Raw genomic sequence first — 14,082 nt, forward strand, 5'->3', positions numbered from 1 at the left:
AAGATCGGTGCGGATCGCGGCTGGCGTGATGATCGCGGGGGAAGGCTTGTTCATGGCTGTCTCCTGTGCAGATGGGTGTATGAGCAACCCCACTCTGCCAGAGCGCAGGTCGCGGTCCACCGCCCATGGAATCTTGAACCCAGCATTCGTCGAGGCGCTGATGGGCTGGCCCACCGGGTGGACCGGCTTCGGCTCTGTGGCAACGGAGTGGTCCCGCTGGTCGCGGCGCATGCGCTCCGAACTCTCGCAGCTGAGTTGCTGGCCGATGGATGAGAACGTGGCATGAAGCAGAGCCGGGCCATGTCGCTGGTTGAGGCTATCGCAAACGTAGCGGTTGGCTACGGCGTCGCCGTCGTGACGCAGATCCTGATCTTCCCGGTCTTCGGGCTGCACACGACGCTCGCGCAGAACCTCAAGATGGGCGCGGTGTTCACGGTGGTGAGCATCGCGCGGTCCTTCGCGCTACGGCGGCTTTTCGAGGCGATCCGCATCCGTGAGTCCAAGTCGCTGAATGACGGAATGAAGGTGACTCCTGCTCGTCCGGTGAAATACACTCGCTTCCAGAGGAAGGAACCGAGCGAATGTCGGGCGGACAAGAGCTTTGGAACGGGGTCTATGGTGCGAGGTCGGAAGACGAACTGACCTGGTTCGAGGCCACGCCCGCTCTGTCGCTCGAACTTGTCCGTGCGCGTCTTCATCCGGGTGAGCCGTTCATCGACATCGGCGCCGGCGCATCGCGTCTCGTCGATGTCCTGCTCGAGGAGGGGTTTGGCCCTCTCACCGTGCTGGACCTGTCGGGCGCCGCATTGGCGGTCAGCAGGCAGCGTCTCGGCGCTCGGGGCGACGACGTTGCCTGGATCAAGGCGGACATCACGAGGTGGGAGCCGGACCGGACCTACGCCGTCTGGCACGACCGTGCGGTATTCCACTTTCTGACCGCGGCCGAGGACCGTGCCGGTTACGCCCGCGCGCTGTCGGCTGCCCTGCGCCCGGGTGGGATCGCGATCATCGCGACCTTCGCGGACGATGGACCGGAAAAATGCTCGGGCCTGCCCGTGGTGCGCTATGCGCCCGAGGCGCTGGCGCAGGAACTCGACAGGCTGCTGCCGGGCCGGTTCGAGACGCTGGACGCACGACGCCACATGCACATCACGCCGAAGGGCAATCGTCAGAGCTTCCAGTACAGCGTGTTGCGGAAAACGGATCGCTGAGATGAGAGCCGCCGCCCCGAGCGGGACGGCGGCGTCGAGCCGTGGTGCTCTGCGGCGTCAGTCGCTGGGCAGGCTGTAGACCCGCCCGCGGCCCTCGACCTTCTCGGAGGTCACTTCGAGCCCGAGCTTCTTCTTGAGCGCGCCGGCGAAGGCCCCGCGGACAGTGTGCGGCTGCCAGCCCGTTTCGGCGACGATCTCGTCGATGGTCGCGCCGCCATCGGCGCGGAGCATCTCGATCAGCTTCGCCTGCTTCGTGCCCGTGCGCGGTGTGCGCGCCTTGGGTGCGCGGTCTGCCTCGGCGGGGGCGTTCTGCGGGGCTTCCGCGCTCGGCGCCGCGTCGGCGTCCGAGGGCGCAGTGTCGCCGCTCTCCGGCTCGACGCCGATGGCGCCGAGGCCCGCGTCCGTGATGTGCAGGAGGATAGCGCGGCCGTCCTCGTCGTTGCGCCAGATGCGGTTGAGCGCGGCGTCCGCCTTGGTCTGGCTGTCGGTCGTGGTCTCGGCGATCAGCCCGCGGGAGAGGAGCGCGCCGACCACCTTGGCCGCGGCGCCGCCGCGGAGCGAGCCGGGGAGCGGCAGGACGATGCGGTCCTCGCGCTGCGCGGCAGCGCTGAGGATCACGAGTTGGGTATCGGAAAGCTTGGTCATCTGGGGTCTCCGTGTTCGAGGCCCGCGTCATGCGGCGCCTTCTACGACCCCGAGCCGCGCAGGGCGCGCGGCGGGAGTTCCGGCAGCGCCGGAGTTCAGCGGGCGTGCTCGCCCTCGCCAAAGGCGCTGTCGGTGATGCGCTTCAGGAGGCTGGCGTAGTGTTCGAGGGTGCCGACCATGGCCCAGCCCGCCTCGTCCGGGTGGCAGTTGAAATGGTCGTCGCTGAGCGCCTGCAGCCGGGCGAGCATCTCGTCGATCTCGGCCTTCTTGCCGATGAAGGCAGCGAGCGCGGCTTCCTTGTTCCGGCGCGCCTTCTCGGCGCGGAGTTCGTGGCGCGGGGTGGTGATCGGGTTCAGGCGGGTGGTCATCGTGGTGGCTCCTTGGTGAGTTGCATCGCTTCGTTGGAGTGACGTTCCCTCTGTCCGCCGCGCTTATCAACTCGATAAGCACATGATTTCGAATGATAATCGGAGCCGTCGATGCAGGGCATGAGCGAGCGCCAGTACGCCGCCAATGTCGGGCTGTCGCGCGGCGCGATCCAGAAGGCTAAGGCCGCCGGCCGGCTCGTCCTGCACGAGGATGGCAGCATCGACGCCGCGGCTTCGGACAAGCGGCGTGCAGAGACGACCGACCCGTCGAAGACCCGCAAGCCGCCCGCGCCGAAGCTGAAACCCGTGCCCGAGGCCGCCGTCGCCGCCGTCGGCGACACGCTACGGGAACAGGGGCTGTCCGCCCCGGCCGTCGGCGGCGGTACGACCTTCCTGCAGGCCAAGACCGCGAACGAGGTGCTGAAGGCACAGGAGCGGCGCATCCGGCTGCAGAAGCTGAAGGGGGAACTGGTCGACCGCGCCCGGGCGGAGACGCTGATGTTCCGGCTCGCGCGCGACGAACGCGATGCGTGGGTGACCTGGCCGGCGCGCGTCGCGGCGCTGATGGCCTCGGAGCTCACCGCGGCGCTGGGGGACGCGTGCGAGGTGGAGGCGGCGCTGATGCAGAAGGTTCTGGAGGCCCATGTCCGCGCCCAGCTCGACAGCCTCGCGGAGATCCGACCCGGGCTTGGATAACGATGTCATCGGGTTCGACGGCGCCGCCGCGCTGATCCGCGCCTGGTCGCGGGGCCTGCGTCCCGACCCGGATCTGACCGTCTCCAGCTGGGCGGACCTTCACCGGAAACTCGCCTCGCGGGCTTCGGCCGAGCCGGGGCAGTACCGGACCGCGCGCACGCCCTACATGCGCGAGATCATGGACCGGCTCTCGCCCGGCGATCCGACCCAGCGCATCGTGTTCATGAAGGCCGCGCAGGTTGGCGCGACCGAGGCCGGCAACAACTGGATCGGCTTCGTGATCCACCAGGCGCCGGGGCCGATGCTCGCGGTCCAGCCGACCGTGGAACTGGCCAAGCGCAACTCGCGCCAGCGGATCGATCCGCTGATCGACGAGAGCCCGGACCTGCGGGAGCGGGTGAAGCCCGCCCGCTCGCGGGATGCGGGCAACACGATGCTGTCGAAGGAGTTTGCCGGCGGCATCCTGATCATGACGGGCGCGAACTCGGCGGTCGGACTGCGGTCCACTCCGGCGCGGTACATCTTCCTCGACGAGGTCGACGCCTATCCGGCCTCGGCCGACGAGGAAGGCGACCCGGTCACGCTGGCCGAGGCCCGGTCGTTGACCTTCGCCCATCGGCGCAAGGTCTTCCTGGTCTCGACGCCTACGATCCGGGGGCTCTCCCGGATCGAGCGGGAGTTCGAGGCATCCGACCAGCGCCGGTTCTTCGTGCCGTGCCCGCATTGCGCCGCGATGCAATGGCTGCGCTTCGAGCGGCTGCGCTGGGAGAAGGGGCGGCCGGAGACGGCGGAGTATCACTGCGAGGGCTGCGAGACGCCCATCGCGGAGCACCACAAGACGGCCATGCTGGAGGACGGCGAATGGCGCGCGACCGCCACCGCCACCGATCCGACCACGGTCGGCTACCACCTCTCGGCGCTCTATTCGCCGGTGGGCTGGCTCAGCTGGCAGCGGATCGCGCGAGCGCACGAGGCGGCACGGGGCAGCGACGAGGCGATGCGGGCGTTCCGGAACACCATCCTCGGCGAGACCTGGATGGAGACCGGTGAGGCGCCCGACTGGCAGCGGCTGGCGGACCGGCGCGAGACATGGGCGCCGGGCACGGTGCCTGAGCGCGGTCTGTTCCTGACGGCTGGAGCGGACGTGCAGAAGGACCGGATCGAGGTCGACGTCTGGGCCTGGGGCCGCGGGCTGGAAAGCTGGCTCGTCGATCACCTCGTGCTCGAGGGCGGCCCCGGTGATCAGGCCTGCTGGCAGCAGCTGACGGATCTGCTGGGACGGACTTGGACGCATGCGTCGGGTCAGCAGATGATGCTCGCCCGGCTCGCGCTCGACACTGGCTACGAGACGAGCGCGGTCTATGCCTGGTCGCGCAAGGTGGGGTTCACGCAGGTGGCGCCGGTGAAGGGAGTCGAAGGGTTCACCCGCACGAGCCCAGTGACTGGGCCGACCTATGTCGACGCCACCGTCGCCGGCAAGCGGCTCCGGCGCGGGGCCCGGCTCTGGACCGTGGCCACCTCGACCTTCAAGGCCGAGACCTATCGCTTCCTGCGGCAGGACCGGCCGACGAGGGAGGAACAGGCGGTGGGCGCTCTGTGCCCGCCCGGCACGATCCACCTGCCGGGCTGGGCGGATGGCGAATGGCTCAAGCAGCTGACCGCCGAGCAGCTGGTGACGGTGAAGGGCAAGCGTGGCTTCACGCGGCTCGAATGGCAGAAGCTCCGCGAGCGCAACGAGGCGCTGGATACCCGGGTCTATGCCCGCGCGGCCGCGTGGATCCTGGGGGCAGATCGCTGGCCCGAAGCACGCTGGGCCGATCTGGAAGCGCAGCTCGGGGTGGCGAAGTCGGACCTGCCCGAGGCCGGTGCGGCAACGGCGCCATCCGTCCAGACACGACCAATGCCGCGCCGGCGCACGGTGCGTTCGAACTACATGGGATGAGATGATCGGAGCCGATCGCTGACGCCTTTATCTAGAAAGAACCGTCGCAACCTTTCGGCTTGATGAAGACCGATGCAGATGGATTCGATTTGGGGCTCTGCAGCTGAAGAAAAATCGATGTCTGGAACAAGAACCCGAACGCTCGCTGACTTGCTCGCTTTGACGACAGACATATCAGGTTCGATCAAGGCGCCGACTAGGCCTTCAAGCTGTGAAGCGGTCATCGATTTGAACTGGAGATCCACTTGACCGCGACTCGCCTTGTAGACAATCACGCAACGTTTCGTGTCGGCTTCCATGAAACCACTCGGTCGACGGAAGTAGACCCATCCGGAGTTTCCGGGTTTTTCGGCGGGTTTTTCCATGTTGAGGGACGGATGATCACTTAACGCAGTGCGCCAAATGGTCTCCCAAACGCTGGTCACTGCCTGATCGGGAATAGCCACATAGCCTCGACGGTAAGAGTCAATACCGTCCGCCAATGCCCGCGCAAGAAAAATTGAGCGTTCGTCGCGCGAGCTGCGAAGCGCTTCAATCAAGTCTTCGTAGGTAATCGTCGCATCGAATTCCTCACTCGTGGGTCGCAAAAGGTACTCGCGTGGGCATATCAAGACGGTCCTGACTTTGACATTTGCGTTCCGGCGCCAACGGGCTGCTCGTTCGGCATATCGCGTGGCTTGGTTCGGCTGGAAATTCGCAGCGATCTTGTTCTCAACAAACACGACGTGATGGGAGACACTGCTTTGAAACTCGACCACAAGGTCAGTCTCACCGTTGATCTCAGTGTGAGAAACCCACGCACCAACGAATTGCACTTGGTCATTCGGCCAGAGACTTGCGAAACGATCCCTCAAAGGTCCTGCAGCATGTAGTTCGGCGCATAGAAGGAGATCGATATCTCTTTCGCGAAGCCATCCAACCGACGAACGGTCGCGAAGGGCTTGGATTTCCGATGGAGCGCTCATCATGCAATGCCTCCTGAAGTTTCCGGAGCGAACTGATGCCCACAATTGCAGACCTTATTGATCGCCGCGAGGCTCTTTCGTCTCAGCGCGCCTCCGGCGTCGCTCGGGTCAGCTATGACGGCAAGAGCGTGGATTACCGCAGCGTGGCCGAGATCGACCGGGCCATCGAGGCGCTGGACCGCGAGATCGCCGCAGCCGAGGGACGGCGGATCGTCCGGCAGCTGCGCGTGACGACGGCGAAGGGGCTCTGACGCCATGGGCATCTTCGACCGTTTCCGCCGCCGGTCCACCGGCGGCCCCGCTGCCGTGCGCGCCCGCCTCGAAGGTGCGATGGCGAAGCGCCGGCTGCGCGGCTGGAACCCGCCGCTCGAGAACATCAACGCGCTGGTCGCCTCGGGCGGCCCGCGGCTCCTGGCACGGTCCCGCGAACTGGTCGTGACCAACGGCTATGCCGCCAATGCTTGCGAGGCCTTCGCCGCGAACCTCGTCGGCGACGGGATCAAGCCGTCCTCGTTGATCGGGGACGGGGATCTCCGCGACCGGGTCCAGCGGCTCTGGCTCGCCTGGACCGACGAGGCCGATGCGGACGCACTGACCGACTTCTACGGCCTGCAGGCCATGGTCGCGCGCGAGATGTTCGTGGCGGGCGAGTGCTTCGTCCGGCTGCGCCCGCGCCGGGCCGAGGACGGGCTGCTGGTGCCGCTGCAGCTGCAGCTTCTCCAGTCGGAAATGCTGCCATTCGAGAAGACCGAGACTGCGGCCAACGGCAACCGCATCCGCTGCGGGATCGAGTTCGATGCGATCGGGCGACGCGTGGCCTACCACTTCCGCCGCCGGCATCCGGGTGACGGCACCGACCAGGGAGCTGTCATCCCGGAGACGGTGCGCGTGCCGGCGGCGGACGTGCTGCACATCTATCGCCCCATCGACGCGGGCCAGATCCGGGGGCTGCCGCATATCGCGCCGGCGATGGTGCGGCTGTTCCTGCTCGACCAGTACGACGACGCAGAGCTCGACCGGAAGAAGACCGCGGCGATGTTCGCGGGCTTCATCACCAAGACCGCGCCCGAAGAGCCCATGATGGGAGAGGCCGAGGCGGATCTCGACGGCGCGGCCATCGCGAGCCTCGAGCCCGGCACGATGCAGGTGCTGCTGCCGGGCGAGGACGTGAAGTTCTCGTCCCCGGCGGATGTCGGCGGCGGCTACGAGGCGTTCCAGTACCGCACGCTGCTGGCGGTCTCGGCCTCGCTTGGGCTGCCCTATCATCTCGTCACCGGCGATGTCCGGCAGGCGAATTACTCGTCCCTGCGCGCCGAACTCGTGGAGTTCCGCCGCCGCATCGGCCAGCTGCAGCACGGCGTGATCGTGCACCAGCTCTGCCGCGCGGTGTGGCAGCGCTGGCTGGAGACGGCGGTGCTCGTTGGCGCGCTCGATGCCGATCCCGCGACGGTGCGACCGGTGCAATGGATCCCGCCGCGCTGGGACTGGGTCGATCCGCTGAAGGACATCCAGGCGCAGGTCCTGGCGATGGAGGCCGGCATCACCTCGCGACGCAAGGTGGTCGAGGCGACCGGCTACGACATCGAGGAAATCGATCGCGAGAACGCGGCCGACGCCGCGCGCGCGACAGGTCTCGGCCTGCGCTACCGCACGAGCCCCGGAGAGACGCAGGGCGCTCGCGCGACGCCCGCGACGCGGCCGGACCCGGGCGCTGGCGCAGGCAACGACAAGGACGACGGCGCCGACGCGACCGATCCGGCCACCGAACAGGAGTGACGACATGGCAAGCTGGTATGCGATCCGCGCCCGGGGGACCGGTGCGGAAGTGGCGATCTATGACGAGATCGGCGCCTGCGGGGTCTCGGCGAAGGGTTTTCTCGCCGAACTGGGCGCGCTGCCCGAGGGCACGCCCGTCGATCTGCGGCTGAACAGCCCCGGCGGATCGGTCTTCGATGCGGTGGCGATCCACAACGCGCTGAAGCGCCATGAGGGCCCGGTCACGGTCTGGATCGACGGCATCGCCGCCTCCGCCGCCTCCTACATCGCGATGGCGGGCGACGAGATCGTCATGCCCGAGAACGCCTTCCTGATGATCCACGACCCCGCCGGCCTCGTGATGGGCACGGCCGAGGACATGCGGTCCATGGCGGACGCCCTCGACAAGGTGAAGGGCAGCCTCGTCGCCGGCTACGCCGCGAAATCCGGCCGGACGCCGGAGGAGGTCTCCGCGCTGATGGCCGCCGAGACCTGGTTCGACGCGTCGGACGCCGTCGCGCAGGGCTTCGCCGACCGACTGATCGAGCCTGTCCGCATCGCCGCACGCTTCGACATCGGCCGCTTCCGCAATGCGCCGCCGGTGCTGATCGACGCCATCGAAACGGAGCCGGAGCACGACGACGACACCGACGGTGCCAGCACCGAGGCCATCGACGAAACGGATCAGGTAGCGGACACCGAAGACGATCAGGCCGCCGCCTCCGACGCCTCGGAGCCGCCCGCCGAAACCCCACCACCGAGCGGTGCGCCGCCCGATCCCGCTGCGATCCGGGCCGAGGCTATCGGGCATGCCCGGGCCGTGGTCGATCTCTGCCGGCTCGCGGGCCAGCCTCAGATGGCCGGCCCTTTCCTCGAACAGGACGCCAGTCTCGACGAGGTGCGCGCCGCGCTTCTCGCGGCCAAGGCCGGAGCCGAGCCCGAGATCGCGCCGCACCACCCGCAGCCCGGTCGGTCCTCGGCCGCGCGCCCCTGGGGCGAGATCGTCGCCCGCACCTTCAAAGTGAAAGGATGACACCATGACCACGCTCACCGAAGGCAAACACCCCGGCGGCTTCCTCGTCTGGGAAGCCTTCCGCGACTACACCCGCGAGACGACCACCGTCGCCGCCGGCTCGCTCGAGCCCGGCACGGTGCTGGGCAGGATCACCGCCTCGGGCAAGTACGCCGCCCACGATCCCGCCGCCGTCGACGGCACCGAGACCGCCGTCGCGGTGCTCTGGGGCAAGGCGGATGCGAGCGCCGGCGACGCGCCGGCCGTCGCCCTCGTCCGCGGGCCCGCCATCGTCAACCGCCACGACCTCGTCTTCGCAGGCACGCCCAGCGAGGCCGAGATCGCGGCCGCCCACACGGCGCTTCTCGCCGCGGGCATCCTCGTCCGCTGATCCAATTCCTTTTCCACGCGCGCCCGGACGCAAAACCGGCGTCCACTTTTGCTGGGCGCGCTCATGACAGGAGGCATCCTCATGGCCACCATGGACATCTTCGAAGGCGATGCCTTCACCATCGTCGAGCTCACCCGCGCACTCGAGAACATCCCCTACAAGCCCGCGCTGCTCTCGGGCTCGAACCTCTTCAGCCCGCGCGGCGTGCGCTCGCGCACCGTGGTGATCGAGAGCCGCGATGGCACACTCTCGCTGATCCCGTTCTCCGAGCGCGGCTCGGCCTACGAACAGCAGGTGCCCGACCGGCGCGAGATGCGCGCCTTCGTCTGCCGCCAGTTCAAGAAGCAGGACGTGCTCTGGGCCTCGGAGATCCAGTCCGTCCGCGACTTCGGCTCGGAGAGTGCTACCCAGCAGGTGCAGACCGAAGTGGCCTACCGGCTCAGGAAGCTCCGCCAGGACGCCGAGACCACCTTCGAGTACCACCTGCTGAACGGCATCCAGGGGCTGGTGAAGGACCCGAAGGACCACGCCACGGTCGTGAACTACTTCACCGAGTTCGGCATCTCGCCCACGGCCGAGATCGACTTCGACCTCGACAACGCAAGCCCGGCCTCCGGGGCGCTCCGCAAGCGCTGCCAGGCGCTGATCGAGAGTGTCGAGGACTCGATGGGCGGGCTTTCGGCCGGCGCCGTGCAGGTCCGCGCCGAATGCGGCTCGGCCTTCTTCGCCGATCTCGTCGCCCACAAAGAGGTACGGGAGACTTACCTCAACACCGCAGCCGCAGCCGATCTGCGCGGTCGCGTGGCGGACGAGGTCAGCTTCGGCGGCATCACCTTCCGCCGCTACCGTGGCGGCGTCGGGTTCACGGTCCCGACCGACAAGGCGTTCTTCTATCCCGAGGGCATCGAGGGGCTCTTCGAGATCTACTACGCCCCCGCCGACACCTTCGAGACGGTCAACACGCTGGGCCAGCCGCTCTACGCCCGGACGATCCCCGACCGGGATCGCGACGAATGGGTGCGGCTCGAGATCGAGAGCAACCCGCTGCCGATCTGCACCCGGCCGCAGGTGTTGCGCTCGGCCCGGCGAACCTGATGACTGCTTTTGCCGCCGCCGTCGATGCGCTCTTCGCGGACGCGCATCTCGCGCGCGACGTGATCTACACCGCCGAGGGCGGCGCGCCGGTGCTGGTCCGCGCGATCCTGCGCCGGCCGGACGATGTCACCGGCTTCGGCGAGGCGCGCATCTGGTCGGAAACCACCCGGCTGGACCTGCGCCTCGCCGAGGTGACGAGCCCGCGCCCCGGCGACCGGATCGAGATCGACGGCGAGGCCTTCCTCATACAGGGCGAGCCCGTCCGCGACCGGGAGCGGCTCGTCTGGACCGTGGACCTGCGGCCGGCATGAAGTTGAAACTCGACATCACGCCGGACCTCGTCGCCGCCATGGCGGCAGAGGTGAAGGCCGGCGAGAAGGCCGTCACTGCAGCCATGCGCGAAGCCGGGACCGGGCTGAAGACCGCCTGGCGCGGCCAGATCACAGGCGCCGGGCTCGGGCGACGGCTCGCGAACTCGATCCGGAGCCAGACCTACCCGAAGGCGGGCGAAAGCCTGAACGCCGCGGCGCTGGTCTGGTCGAAGGCTCCGGTGATCGTCGGCGCGCATGACACGGGGCCGCTGATCCGCTCGAAGGACGGGTTCTGGCTGGCGATCCCGCTGCCCGCGGCGGGCAAGTCCCTGCGCGGCGGCCGCATCACCCCCGGTGAATGGGAACGGCGACGCGGGCTGCGCCTGCGTTTCGTCTATCGCCGCACGGGGCCAAGCCTGCTGGTGGCGGAGGGGCGGCTGAACACGAAGGGTCAGGCGGTGGTGTCGCGGTCGAAGACCGGCCGCGGCAAGGTCACCGCGCCGATCTTCCTGCTCGTGCCGCAGGTGAAGCTGCCGAAGCGGTTGGACCTGGCGCGGGATGCGGACCGGGCGCTGGACAGCGTACCAGGACTGATTGTGGCGAACTGGGTGGACGGCAAATTGCTTTGATCGCTGGCGAACGAATGCGGCAAGTGTGCAGCTTGCCTAATCGAATACCTTCACATCCCCTGATATTCTTCCATAAATGCTTTGCCTGCACGGCGAAAGTCAAAATACTTGATGACGCATGCAATGCTAATGATGTTGGCTGAGAGCCTCGCCAGAAACACGTTAATCGATACGATGTTCAGTCCTTTCTCATAGCTGACAGAAATCAGTTCAAAGCCAATCGATTCGAAAAAATCCGAAAGCGCGCCAAGGAGCATTGCGTTTGCTACTGCTATGCCAACCAATCCGTAGACTTCTGCGAAGACGCCGTCAGGCTGTTCAGGACTCTCCATCGTCAAGAGAAGCACCGCATAAAGAGCGGCAGCGGAACATAACGTTGCTGAAACGAACACCAATGCGATAGTGCGGTTAGTATCTTTCCAGTCCTGTCTTACTCGCTCGACAATGTCCTTTCTCATGGCACGCATGTCCTGACGAGCTTGCGTATGCATCGTTGTAATGCCAGAGCTTGCAATCCCGAGAGGATCTGAGGTTCGAATCCCTAGTATCTGCTCAGCATCACGCCGCTCCTCAGTTCTCTCATTACCCAATATTTCCCTGATAGATTTGGCAGCCCGATAGAACAGAGCGGGGTCTAGCCTATTTAGGCGTCGGTAGAATAGCAAGATCACAATCAAAGAAACGATTGTAAGAAGCGATGCTCCGATGAGTTTCGCATACTCAAGTTGCTCTATCTGCACCAGATCGAAGGTCATCTGTCGCTCCTAAATGCTTACATACGTGAATGATTTGCCTGCATAGCATAATTCCCTCGGTTGGTTTCGTCTCGTTCGCAAAGCACTGGAATCGCTATCTTCAGACAGAGCCAAGATAGTAGTCGCACATGCCCACCCCACGCGAAACCATCCTCTCCGCGCTGCACGCGCGGCTCTCGGCGCTGCCCGCCACCGCCCTGCGCGGCGACGTGCTGCCCGAGCGCGTCCCGGCCGAGGGCCTGCTGATCCTGCGCGATGGCGAGCCGGGGGAGCCCGAGGTAACGCTTTCACCCCTGCGCTACCACTATCAGCACCGCGCCGAGATCGAGGCGGTGGTTCAGGGCGCCGACCGTGACGCCGCCTTCGACACGCTGACCGCCAGCATCGGCGCTGCGCTCGCCGCCGACCGAACGCTGGGTGGGCTCTGTGACTGGGTCGAGGCGGAAGCGCCGCGCCCTGTGGACCTGCCGGTGGAGGGCGCTGGCAGCCTGAAGGCAGCCATCATCCCGGTTGTGCTGCACTATTCCACGGCCGACCCGCTGGCCTGACCCCGACAACCCGAGGAGACGAACATGGCACGAGCCCAAGGGGCGCGGGCGCTGATGGCGCTTGCGTTCGAGACGACCTATGGAACGCCGCCTGCGAGCGGCTTCACCCGCATGCCCTTCGCCAGCACCTCGCTCGGCGCAGAGCAGCCGCTGCTGAACTCCGAGCTGCTCGGCTACGGACGCGACCCGCTGGCGCCGATCAAGGACGCGGTGACGGCCGATGGCGATGTCGTGGTGCCGCTCGACGCCGAGGCCTTTGGCTTCTGGCTGAAGGCGGCTTTCGGCGCGCCCACGACCACGGGCGCGGAGGCGCCGTACACTCACGAGTTCCAGTCGGGGTCCTGGACGCTGCCCTCTATGTCGATCGAGACCGGCATGCCCGAGGTGCCGCGCTATGCGATGTATTCCGGCTGCGTCCTCGACCAGATCACCTGGCAGATGCAGCGCTCGGGGCTGCTGACCGCGACGGCGCGGCTGGTGGCGCAGGACGAGACGGTGGGCACGACCACGAGCGCCGGGACTCCTGCCGCGTTGGAGGTGAAGCGCTTCGGCCATTTCCACGGGGCGATCACGCGCAACGGCTCGGCACTCGGCAACGTGGTCTCGGCCGAGATCACCTACGCCAACAACCTCGACCGGATCGAGACCATCCGCAGCGACGGCCGTATCGACGGGGCGGACCCCTCCATCGCGGCGCTGACCGGCCGGATCGAGGTGCGCTTCGCCGACCAGACGCTGGTGACGCAGGCGATCAACGGCGAGGCCTGCGAGATGGAATTCGCCTACGTCCTGCCCTCGGGCGAGAGCTTCACCTTCACCGTGCACGCCGTCTACCTGCCGCGCCCGCGCATCGAGATTTCCGGGCCGCAGGGCGTGCAGGCGACCTTCGACTGGCAGGCGGCGCGCGACAGCGTCGTCGGCCGGATGTGCACGGCGACCCTGATCAACGACATCGAGGTGTATTGAGAATGCTGACGCTCGACCTGACCAACGCCCCGCGCTGGCACGATCTCGCCCCCGGCCTGCGGCTGCAGCTGCGCCCGCTGACCACCGCGCTGATGGTGGCGACGCGCAGCGACCCGGAAGTGGAGGCGGTGCCGGCCAATGCTTCCGACGAACAGCGCGCGGTGGCCTTCGCCAAGGCACTGGCGCGGCGGGCGGTGCTGGCCTGGGAGGGCATCGGCGATGCAGAGGGCAATCCCGTCGAACCTGGTCCCGAGGCCATTGATGCGCTGCTGGAGATCTGGCCGGTCTTCGAGGCGTTCCAGCTGAGCTATGTCGCCAAGGGCCTGCTGCTGGACCAGGAAAAAAACGTCTCCGCGCCCTTGCCGACTGGTCCTTCGGCGGGGGCGATCGCTACTGCGAGGCCTGCGAAGGGACATGCCCGGACTGCCCCGCGCGGTTGAACCAACCACAGACGCATGAAGGCTGGCAGGTCTGGGACCTAGCCGGCCGCCTCGGCGGGCAGCTGCGGGTGGTCCCCGGCGCCATCCTCGGCTGGGACCTGACCGCAGCCTTCGCGCTGGGCGCCGCCCTCGGCGTGCCGCCCCTCGTCCTGGCCGAACTGCTGCCCGTGATTGAGGCGGTGATGGTCAAGAAGCTCAACGAACAGATGGAACGCCCCAATGACTGAGAAGATGGGGTGGATGCCGCTCTCCCCCGACGGCATCGCAATGTGCCAAGCTTGTGGTGTCGAAAACACAAGTAAGGACAGGAGAGGGCATCCATGGAAGAAGTTACCATCATCGGCATCGATCTG

General features: G+C 67.0%; 20 protein-coding genes. 15 read left to right on the top strand and 5 right to left on the bottom strand.

Annotation, left to right across the window (positions count from 1 at the left end; genetic code table 11):
- The coding region (locus tag Q8S38_RS23790; RefSeq protein WP_305682811.1) for a hypothetical protein at positions 1 to 231 on the bottom strand (231 nt) is incomplete at its 3' end.
- A 51-nt stretch (positions 232 to 282) separates the two neighbouring features.
- Here Q8S38_RS23790 and Q8S38_RS23795 point away from each other — a divergent pair.
- Both Q8S38_RS23795 and Q8S38_RS23800 read left to right on the top strand, forming a co-directional pair.
- Positions 283 to 642, top strand: coding sequence for a DUF7220 family protein (locus Q8S38_RS23795; RefSeq protein ID WP_305682812.1), 360 nt, complete (start codon positions 283 to 285; stop codon positions 640 to 642).
- Positions 582 to 1,211, top strand: coding sequence for a class I SAM-dependent methyltransferase (locus tag Q8S38_RS23800; RefSeq protein ID WP_066813814.1), 630 nt, complete (start codon positions 582 to 584; stop codon positions 1,209 to 1,211). The genes Q8S38_RS23795 and Q8S38_RS23800 overlap by 61 nt, the downstream gene beginning before the upstream one ends.
- Before the next feature lie 57 nt (positions 1,212 to 1,268).
- Here the strand turns inward: Q8S38_RS23800 and Q8S38_RS23805 are convergent, their stop codons facing one another.
- Together Q8S38_RS23805 and Q8S38_RS23810 are read right to left on the bottom strand one after the other, a co-directional pair.
- Positions 1,269 to 1,856, bottom strand: coding sequence for a DUF3489 domain-containing protein (locus Q8S38_RS23805; protein ID WP_066813811.1), 588 nt, complete (start codon positions 1,854 to 1,856; stop codon positions 1,269 to 1,271).
- Between the two features lie 95 nt (positions 1,857 to 1,951).
- Positions 1,952 to 2,224, bottom strand: coding sequence for a hypothetical protein (locus Q8S38_RS23810; RefSeq protein WP_066813809.1), 273 nt, complete (start codon positions 2,222 to 2,224; stop codon positions 1,952 to 1,954).
- 111 nt (positions 2,225 to 2,335) lie between these two features.
- Here Q8S38_RS23810 and Q8S38_RS23815 point away from each other — a divergent pair, with 111 nt between their 5' ends.
- Positions 2,336 to 2,920 carry a hypothetical protein gene (locus Q8S38_RS23815; protein WP_066813807.1) on the top strand — a complete coding sequence of 195 codons (585 nt, stop codon included), beginning with the start codon at positions 2,336 to 2,338 and terminating at the stop codon, positions 2,918 to 2,920.
- Complete coding sequence (locus tag Q8S38_RS23820; RefSeq protein ID WP_066813806.1) at positions 2,913 to 4,862, top strand: phage terminase large subunit family protein; 1,950 nt, start codon at positions 2,913 to 2,915, stop codon at positions 4,860 to 4,862. Before Q8S38_RS23815 ends, Q8S38_RS23820 begins: the two co-directional genes overlap by 8 nt.
- Here the strand turns inward: Q8S38_RS23820 and Q8S38_RS23825 are convergent.
- Entirely contained in the window at positions 4,850 to 5,830 is a 981-nt protein-coding gene (locus Q8S38_RS23825) for a PDDEXK-like family protein (RefSeq protein WP_084739660.1), read from the bottom strand. The two genes, Q8S38_RS23820 and Q8S38_RS23825, sit on opposite strands and share 13 nt — an antisense overlap.
- 32 nt (positions 5,831 to 5,862) lie before the next feature.
- Here Q8S38_RS23825 and Q8S38_RS23830 point away from each other — a divergent pair, with 32 nt between their 5' ends.
- From Q8S38_RS23830 to Q8S38_RS23860, 7 genes are all read left to right on the top strand, one after another.
- A complete protein-coding gene (locus Q8S38_RS23830) occupies positions 5,863 to 6,078 on the top strand; it encodes a phage head-tail joining protein (RefSeq protein WP_066813804.1) in 216 nt (71 codons plus the stop codon).
- 4 nt (positions 6,079 to 6,082) lie between these two features.
- The gene (locus Q8S38_RS23835; protein WP_305682813.1) at positions 6,083 to 7,603 is read left to right on the top strand and encodes a phage portal protein; all 1,521 of its coding nucleotides are present in this window, start codon (positions 6,083 to 6,085) and stop codon (positions 7,601 to 7,603) included.
- 4 nt (positions 7,604 to 7,607) lie between these two features.
- Entirely contained in the window at positions 7,608 to 8,615 is a 1,008-nt protein-coding gene (locus Q8S38_RS23840; protein ID WP_305682814.1) for a head maturation protease, ClpP-related, read from the top strand.
- 4 nt (positions 8,616 to 8,619) lie between these two features.
- On the top strand, positions 8,620 to 8,985 hold the full coding sequence (locus Q8S38_RS23845; RefSeq protein ID WP_066813802.1) for a head decoration protein: 366 nt from the start codon (positions 8,620 to 8,622) through the stop codon (positions 8,983 to 8,985).
- An 81-nt stretch (positions 8,986 to 9,066) separates the two neighbouring features.
- Positions 9,067 to 10,080 (top strand): major capsid protein, encoded by a 1,014-nt coding sequence (locus tag Q8S38_RS23850; RefSeq protein ID WP_066813800.1) that lies wholly within the window; start codon positions 9,067 to 9,069, stop codon positions 10,078 to 10,080.
- The gene (locus tag Q8S38_RS23855) at positions 10,080 to 10,391 is read left to right on the top strand and encodes a head-tail joining protein (RefSeq protein WP_066813798.1); all 312 of its coding nucleotides are present in this window, start codon (positions 10,080 to 10,082) and stop codon (positions 10,389 to 10,391) included. The genes Q8S38_RS23850 and Q8S38_RS23855 overlap by 1 nt, the downstream gene beginning before the upstream one ends.
- On the top strand, positions 10,388 to 11,020 hold the full coding sequence (locus Q8S38_RS23860; protein ID WP_066813796.1) for a DUF6441 family protein: 633 nt from the start codon (positions 10,388 to 10,390) through the stop codon (positions 11,018 to 11,020). The genes Q8S38_RS23855 and Q8S38_RS23860 overlap by 4 nt, the downstream gene beginning before the upstream one ends.
- Before the next feature lie 50 nt (positions 11,021 to 11,070).
- Here Q8S38_RS23860 and Q8S38_RS23865 read toward each other — a convergent pair whose 3' ends face one another.
- Positions 11,071 to 11,775: a hypothetical protein gene (locus tag Q8S38_RS23865; protein WP_166507111.1), complete on the bottom strand. Its 705-nt coding sequence runs from the start codon at positions 11,773 to 11,775 to the stop codon at positions 11,071 to 11,073.
- 128 nt (positions 11,776 to 11,903) lie between these two features.
- Here Q8S38_RS23865 and Q8S38_RS23870 point away from each other — a divergent pair, with 128 nt between their 5' ends.
- The 4 genes from Q8S38_RS23870 to Q8S38_RS23885 are packed head-to-tail and all read left to right on the top strand — an operon-like array spanning position 11,904 to position 13,956.
- Entirely contained in the window at positions 11,904 to 12,323 is a 420-nt protein-coding gene (locus Q8S38_RS23870; protein WP_066813787.1) for an acyl-CoA transferase, read from the top strand.
- A gap of 24 nt (positions 12,324 to 12,347) precedes the next feature.
- Positions 12,348 to 13,289: a phage tail tube protein gene (locus Q8S38_RS23875; protein WP_066813785.1), complete on the top strand. Its 942-nt coding sequence runs from the start codon at positions 12,348 to 12,350 to the stop codon at positions 13,287 to 13,289.
- 2 nt (positions 13,290 to 13,291) lie between these two features.
- On the top strand, positions 13,292 to 13,729 hold the full coding sequence (locus Q8S38_RS23880) for a hypothetical protein (protein ID WP_066813783.1): 438 nt from the start codon (positions 13,292 to 13,294) through the stop codon (positions 13,727 to 13,729).
- Positions 13,726 to 13,956: a DUF7697 family protein gene (locus tag Q8S38_RS23885; RefSeq protein WP_066813781.1), complete on the top strand. Its 231-nt coding sequence runs from the start codon at positions 13,726 to 13,728 to the stop codon at positions 13,954 to 13,956. The genes Q8S38_RS23880 and Q8S38_RS23885 overlap by 4 nt, the downstream gene beginning before the upstream one ends.
- The last annotated feature ends 126 nt before the right edge of the window (positions 13,957 to 14,082 follow it).

The sequence above is a fragment of the Allobosea sp. genome, from assembly GCF_030695125.1.
Taxonomy (GTDB): domain Bacteria; phylum Pseudomonadota; class Alphaproteobacteria; order Rhizobiales; family Beijerinckiaceae; genus Allobosea.

Excerpts from the sequence above, each read along its gene's own strand:
- Q8S38_RS23795 (WP_305682812.1), top strand. The coding sequence starts at position 283 with ATGAAGCAGAGCCGGGCCATGTCGCTGGTTGAGGCTATCGCAAACGTA.
- Q8S38_RS23800 (WP_066813814.1), top strand. The coding sequence starts at position 582 with ATGTCGGGCGGACAAGAGCTTTGGAACGGGGTCTATGGTGCGAGGTCG.
- Q8S38_RS23805 (WP_066813811.1), bottom strand. The coding sequence starts at position 1,856 with ATGACCAAGCTTTCCGATACCCAACTCGTGATCCTCAGCGCTGCCGCG.
- Q8S38_RS23810 (WP_066813809.1), bottom strand. The coding sequence starts at position 2,224 with ATGACCACCCGCCTGAACCCGATCACCACCCCGCGCCACGAACTCCGC.
- Q8S38_RS23815 (WP_066813807.1), top strand. The coding sequence starts at position 2,336 with ATGCAGGGCATGAGCGAGCGCCAGTACGCCGCCAATGTCGGGCTGTCG.
- Q8S38_RS23825 (WP_084739660.1), bottom strand. The coding sequence starts at position 5,830 with ATGATGAGCGCTCCATCGGAAATCCAAGCCCTTCGCGACCGTTCGTCG.
- Q8S38_RS23830 (WP_066813804.1), top strand. The coding sequence starts at position 5,863 with ATGCCCACAATTGCAGACCTTATTGATCGCCGCGAGGCTCTTTCGTCT.
- Q8S38_RS23835 (WP_305682813.1), top strand. The coding sequence starts at position 6,083 with ATGGGCATCTTCGACCGTTTCCGCCGCCGGTCCACCGGCGGCCCCGCT.
- Q8S38_RS23840 (WP_305682814.1), top strand. The coding sequence starts at position 7,608 with ATGGCAAGCTGGTATGCGATCCGCGCCCGGGGGACCGGTGCGGAAGTG.
- Q8S38_RS23845 (WP_066813802.1), top strand. The coding sequence starts at position 8,620 with ATGACCACGCTCACCGAAGGCAAACACCCCGGCGGCTTCCTCGTCTGG.
- Q8S38_RS23850 (WP_066813800.1), top strand. The coding sequence starts at position 9,067 with ATGGCCACCATGGACATCTTCGAAGGCGATGCCTTCACCATCGTCGAG.
- Q8S38_RS23855 (WP_066813798.1), top strand. The coding sequence starts at position 10,080 with ATGACTGCTTTTGCCGCCGCCGTCGATGCGCTCTTCGCGGACGCGCAT.
- Q8S38_RS23860 (WP_066813796.1), top strand. The coding sequence starts at position 10,388 with ATGAAGTTGAAACTCGACATCACGCCGGACCTCGTCGCCGCCATGGCG.
- Q8S38_RS23865 (WP_166507111.1), bottom strand. The coding sequence starts at position 11,775 with ATGACCTTCGATCTGGTGCAGATAGAGCAACTTGAGTATGCGAAACTC.
- Q8S38_RS23870 (WP_066813787.1), top strand. The coding sequence starts at position 11,904 with ATGCCCACCCCACGCGAAACCATCCTCTCCGCGCTGCACGCGCGGCTC.
- Q8S38_RS23875 (WP_066813785.1), top strand. The coding sequence starts at position 12,348 with ATGGCACGAGCCCAAGGGGCGCGGGCGCTGATGGCGCTTGCGTTCGAG.
- Q8S38_RS23880 (WP_066813783.1), top strand. The coding sequence starts at position 13,292 with ATGCTGACGCTCGACCTGACCAACGCCCCGCGCTGGCACGATCTCGCC.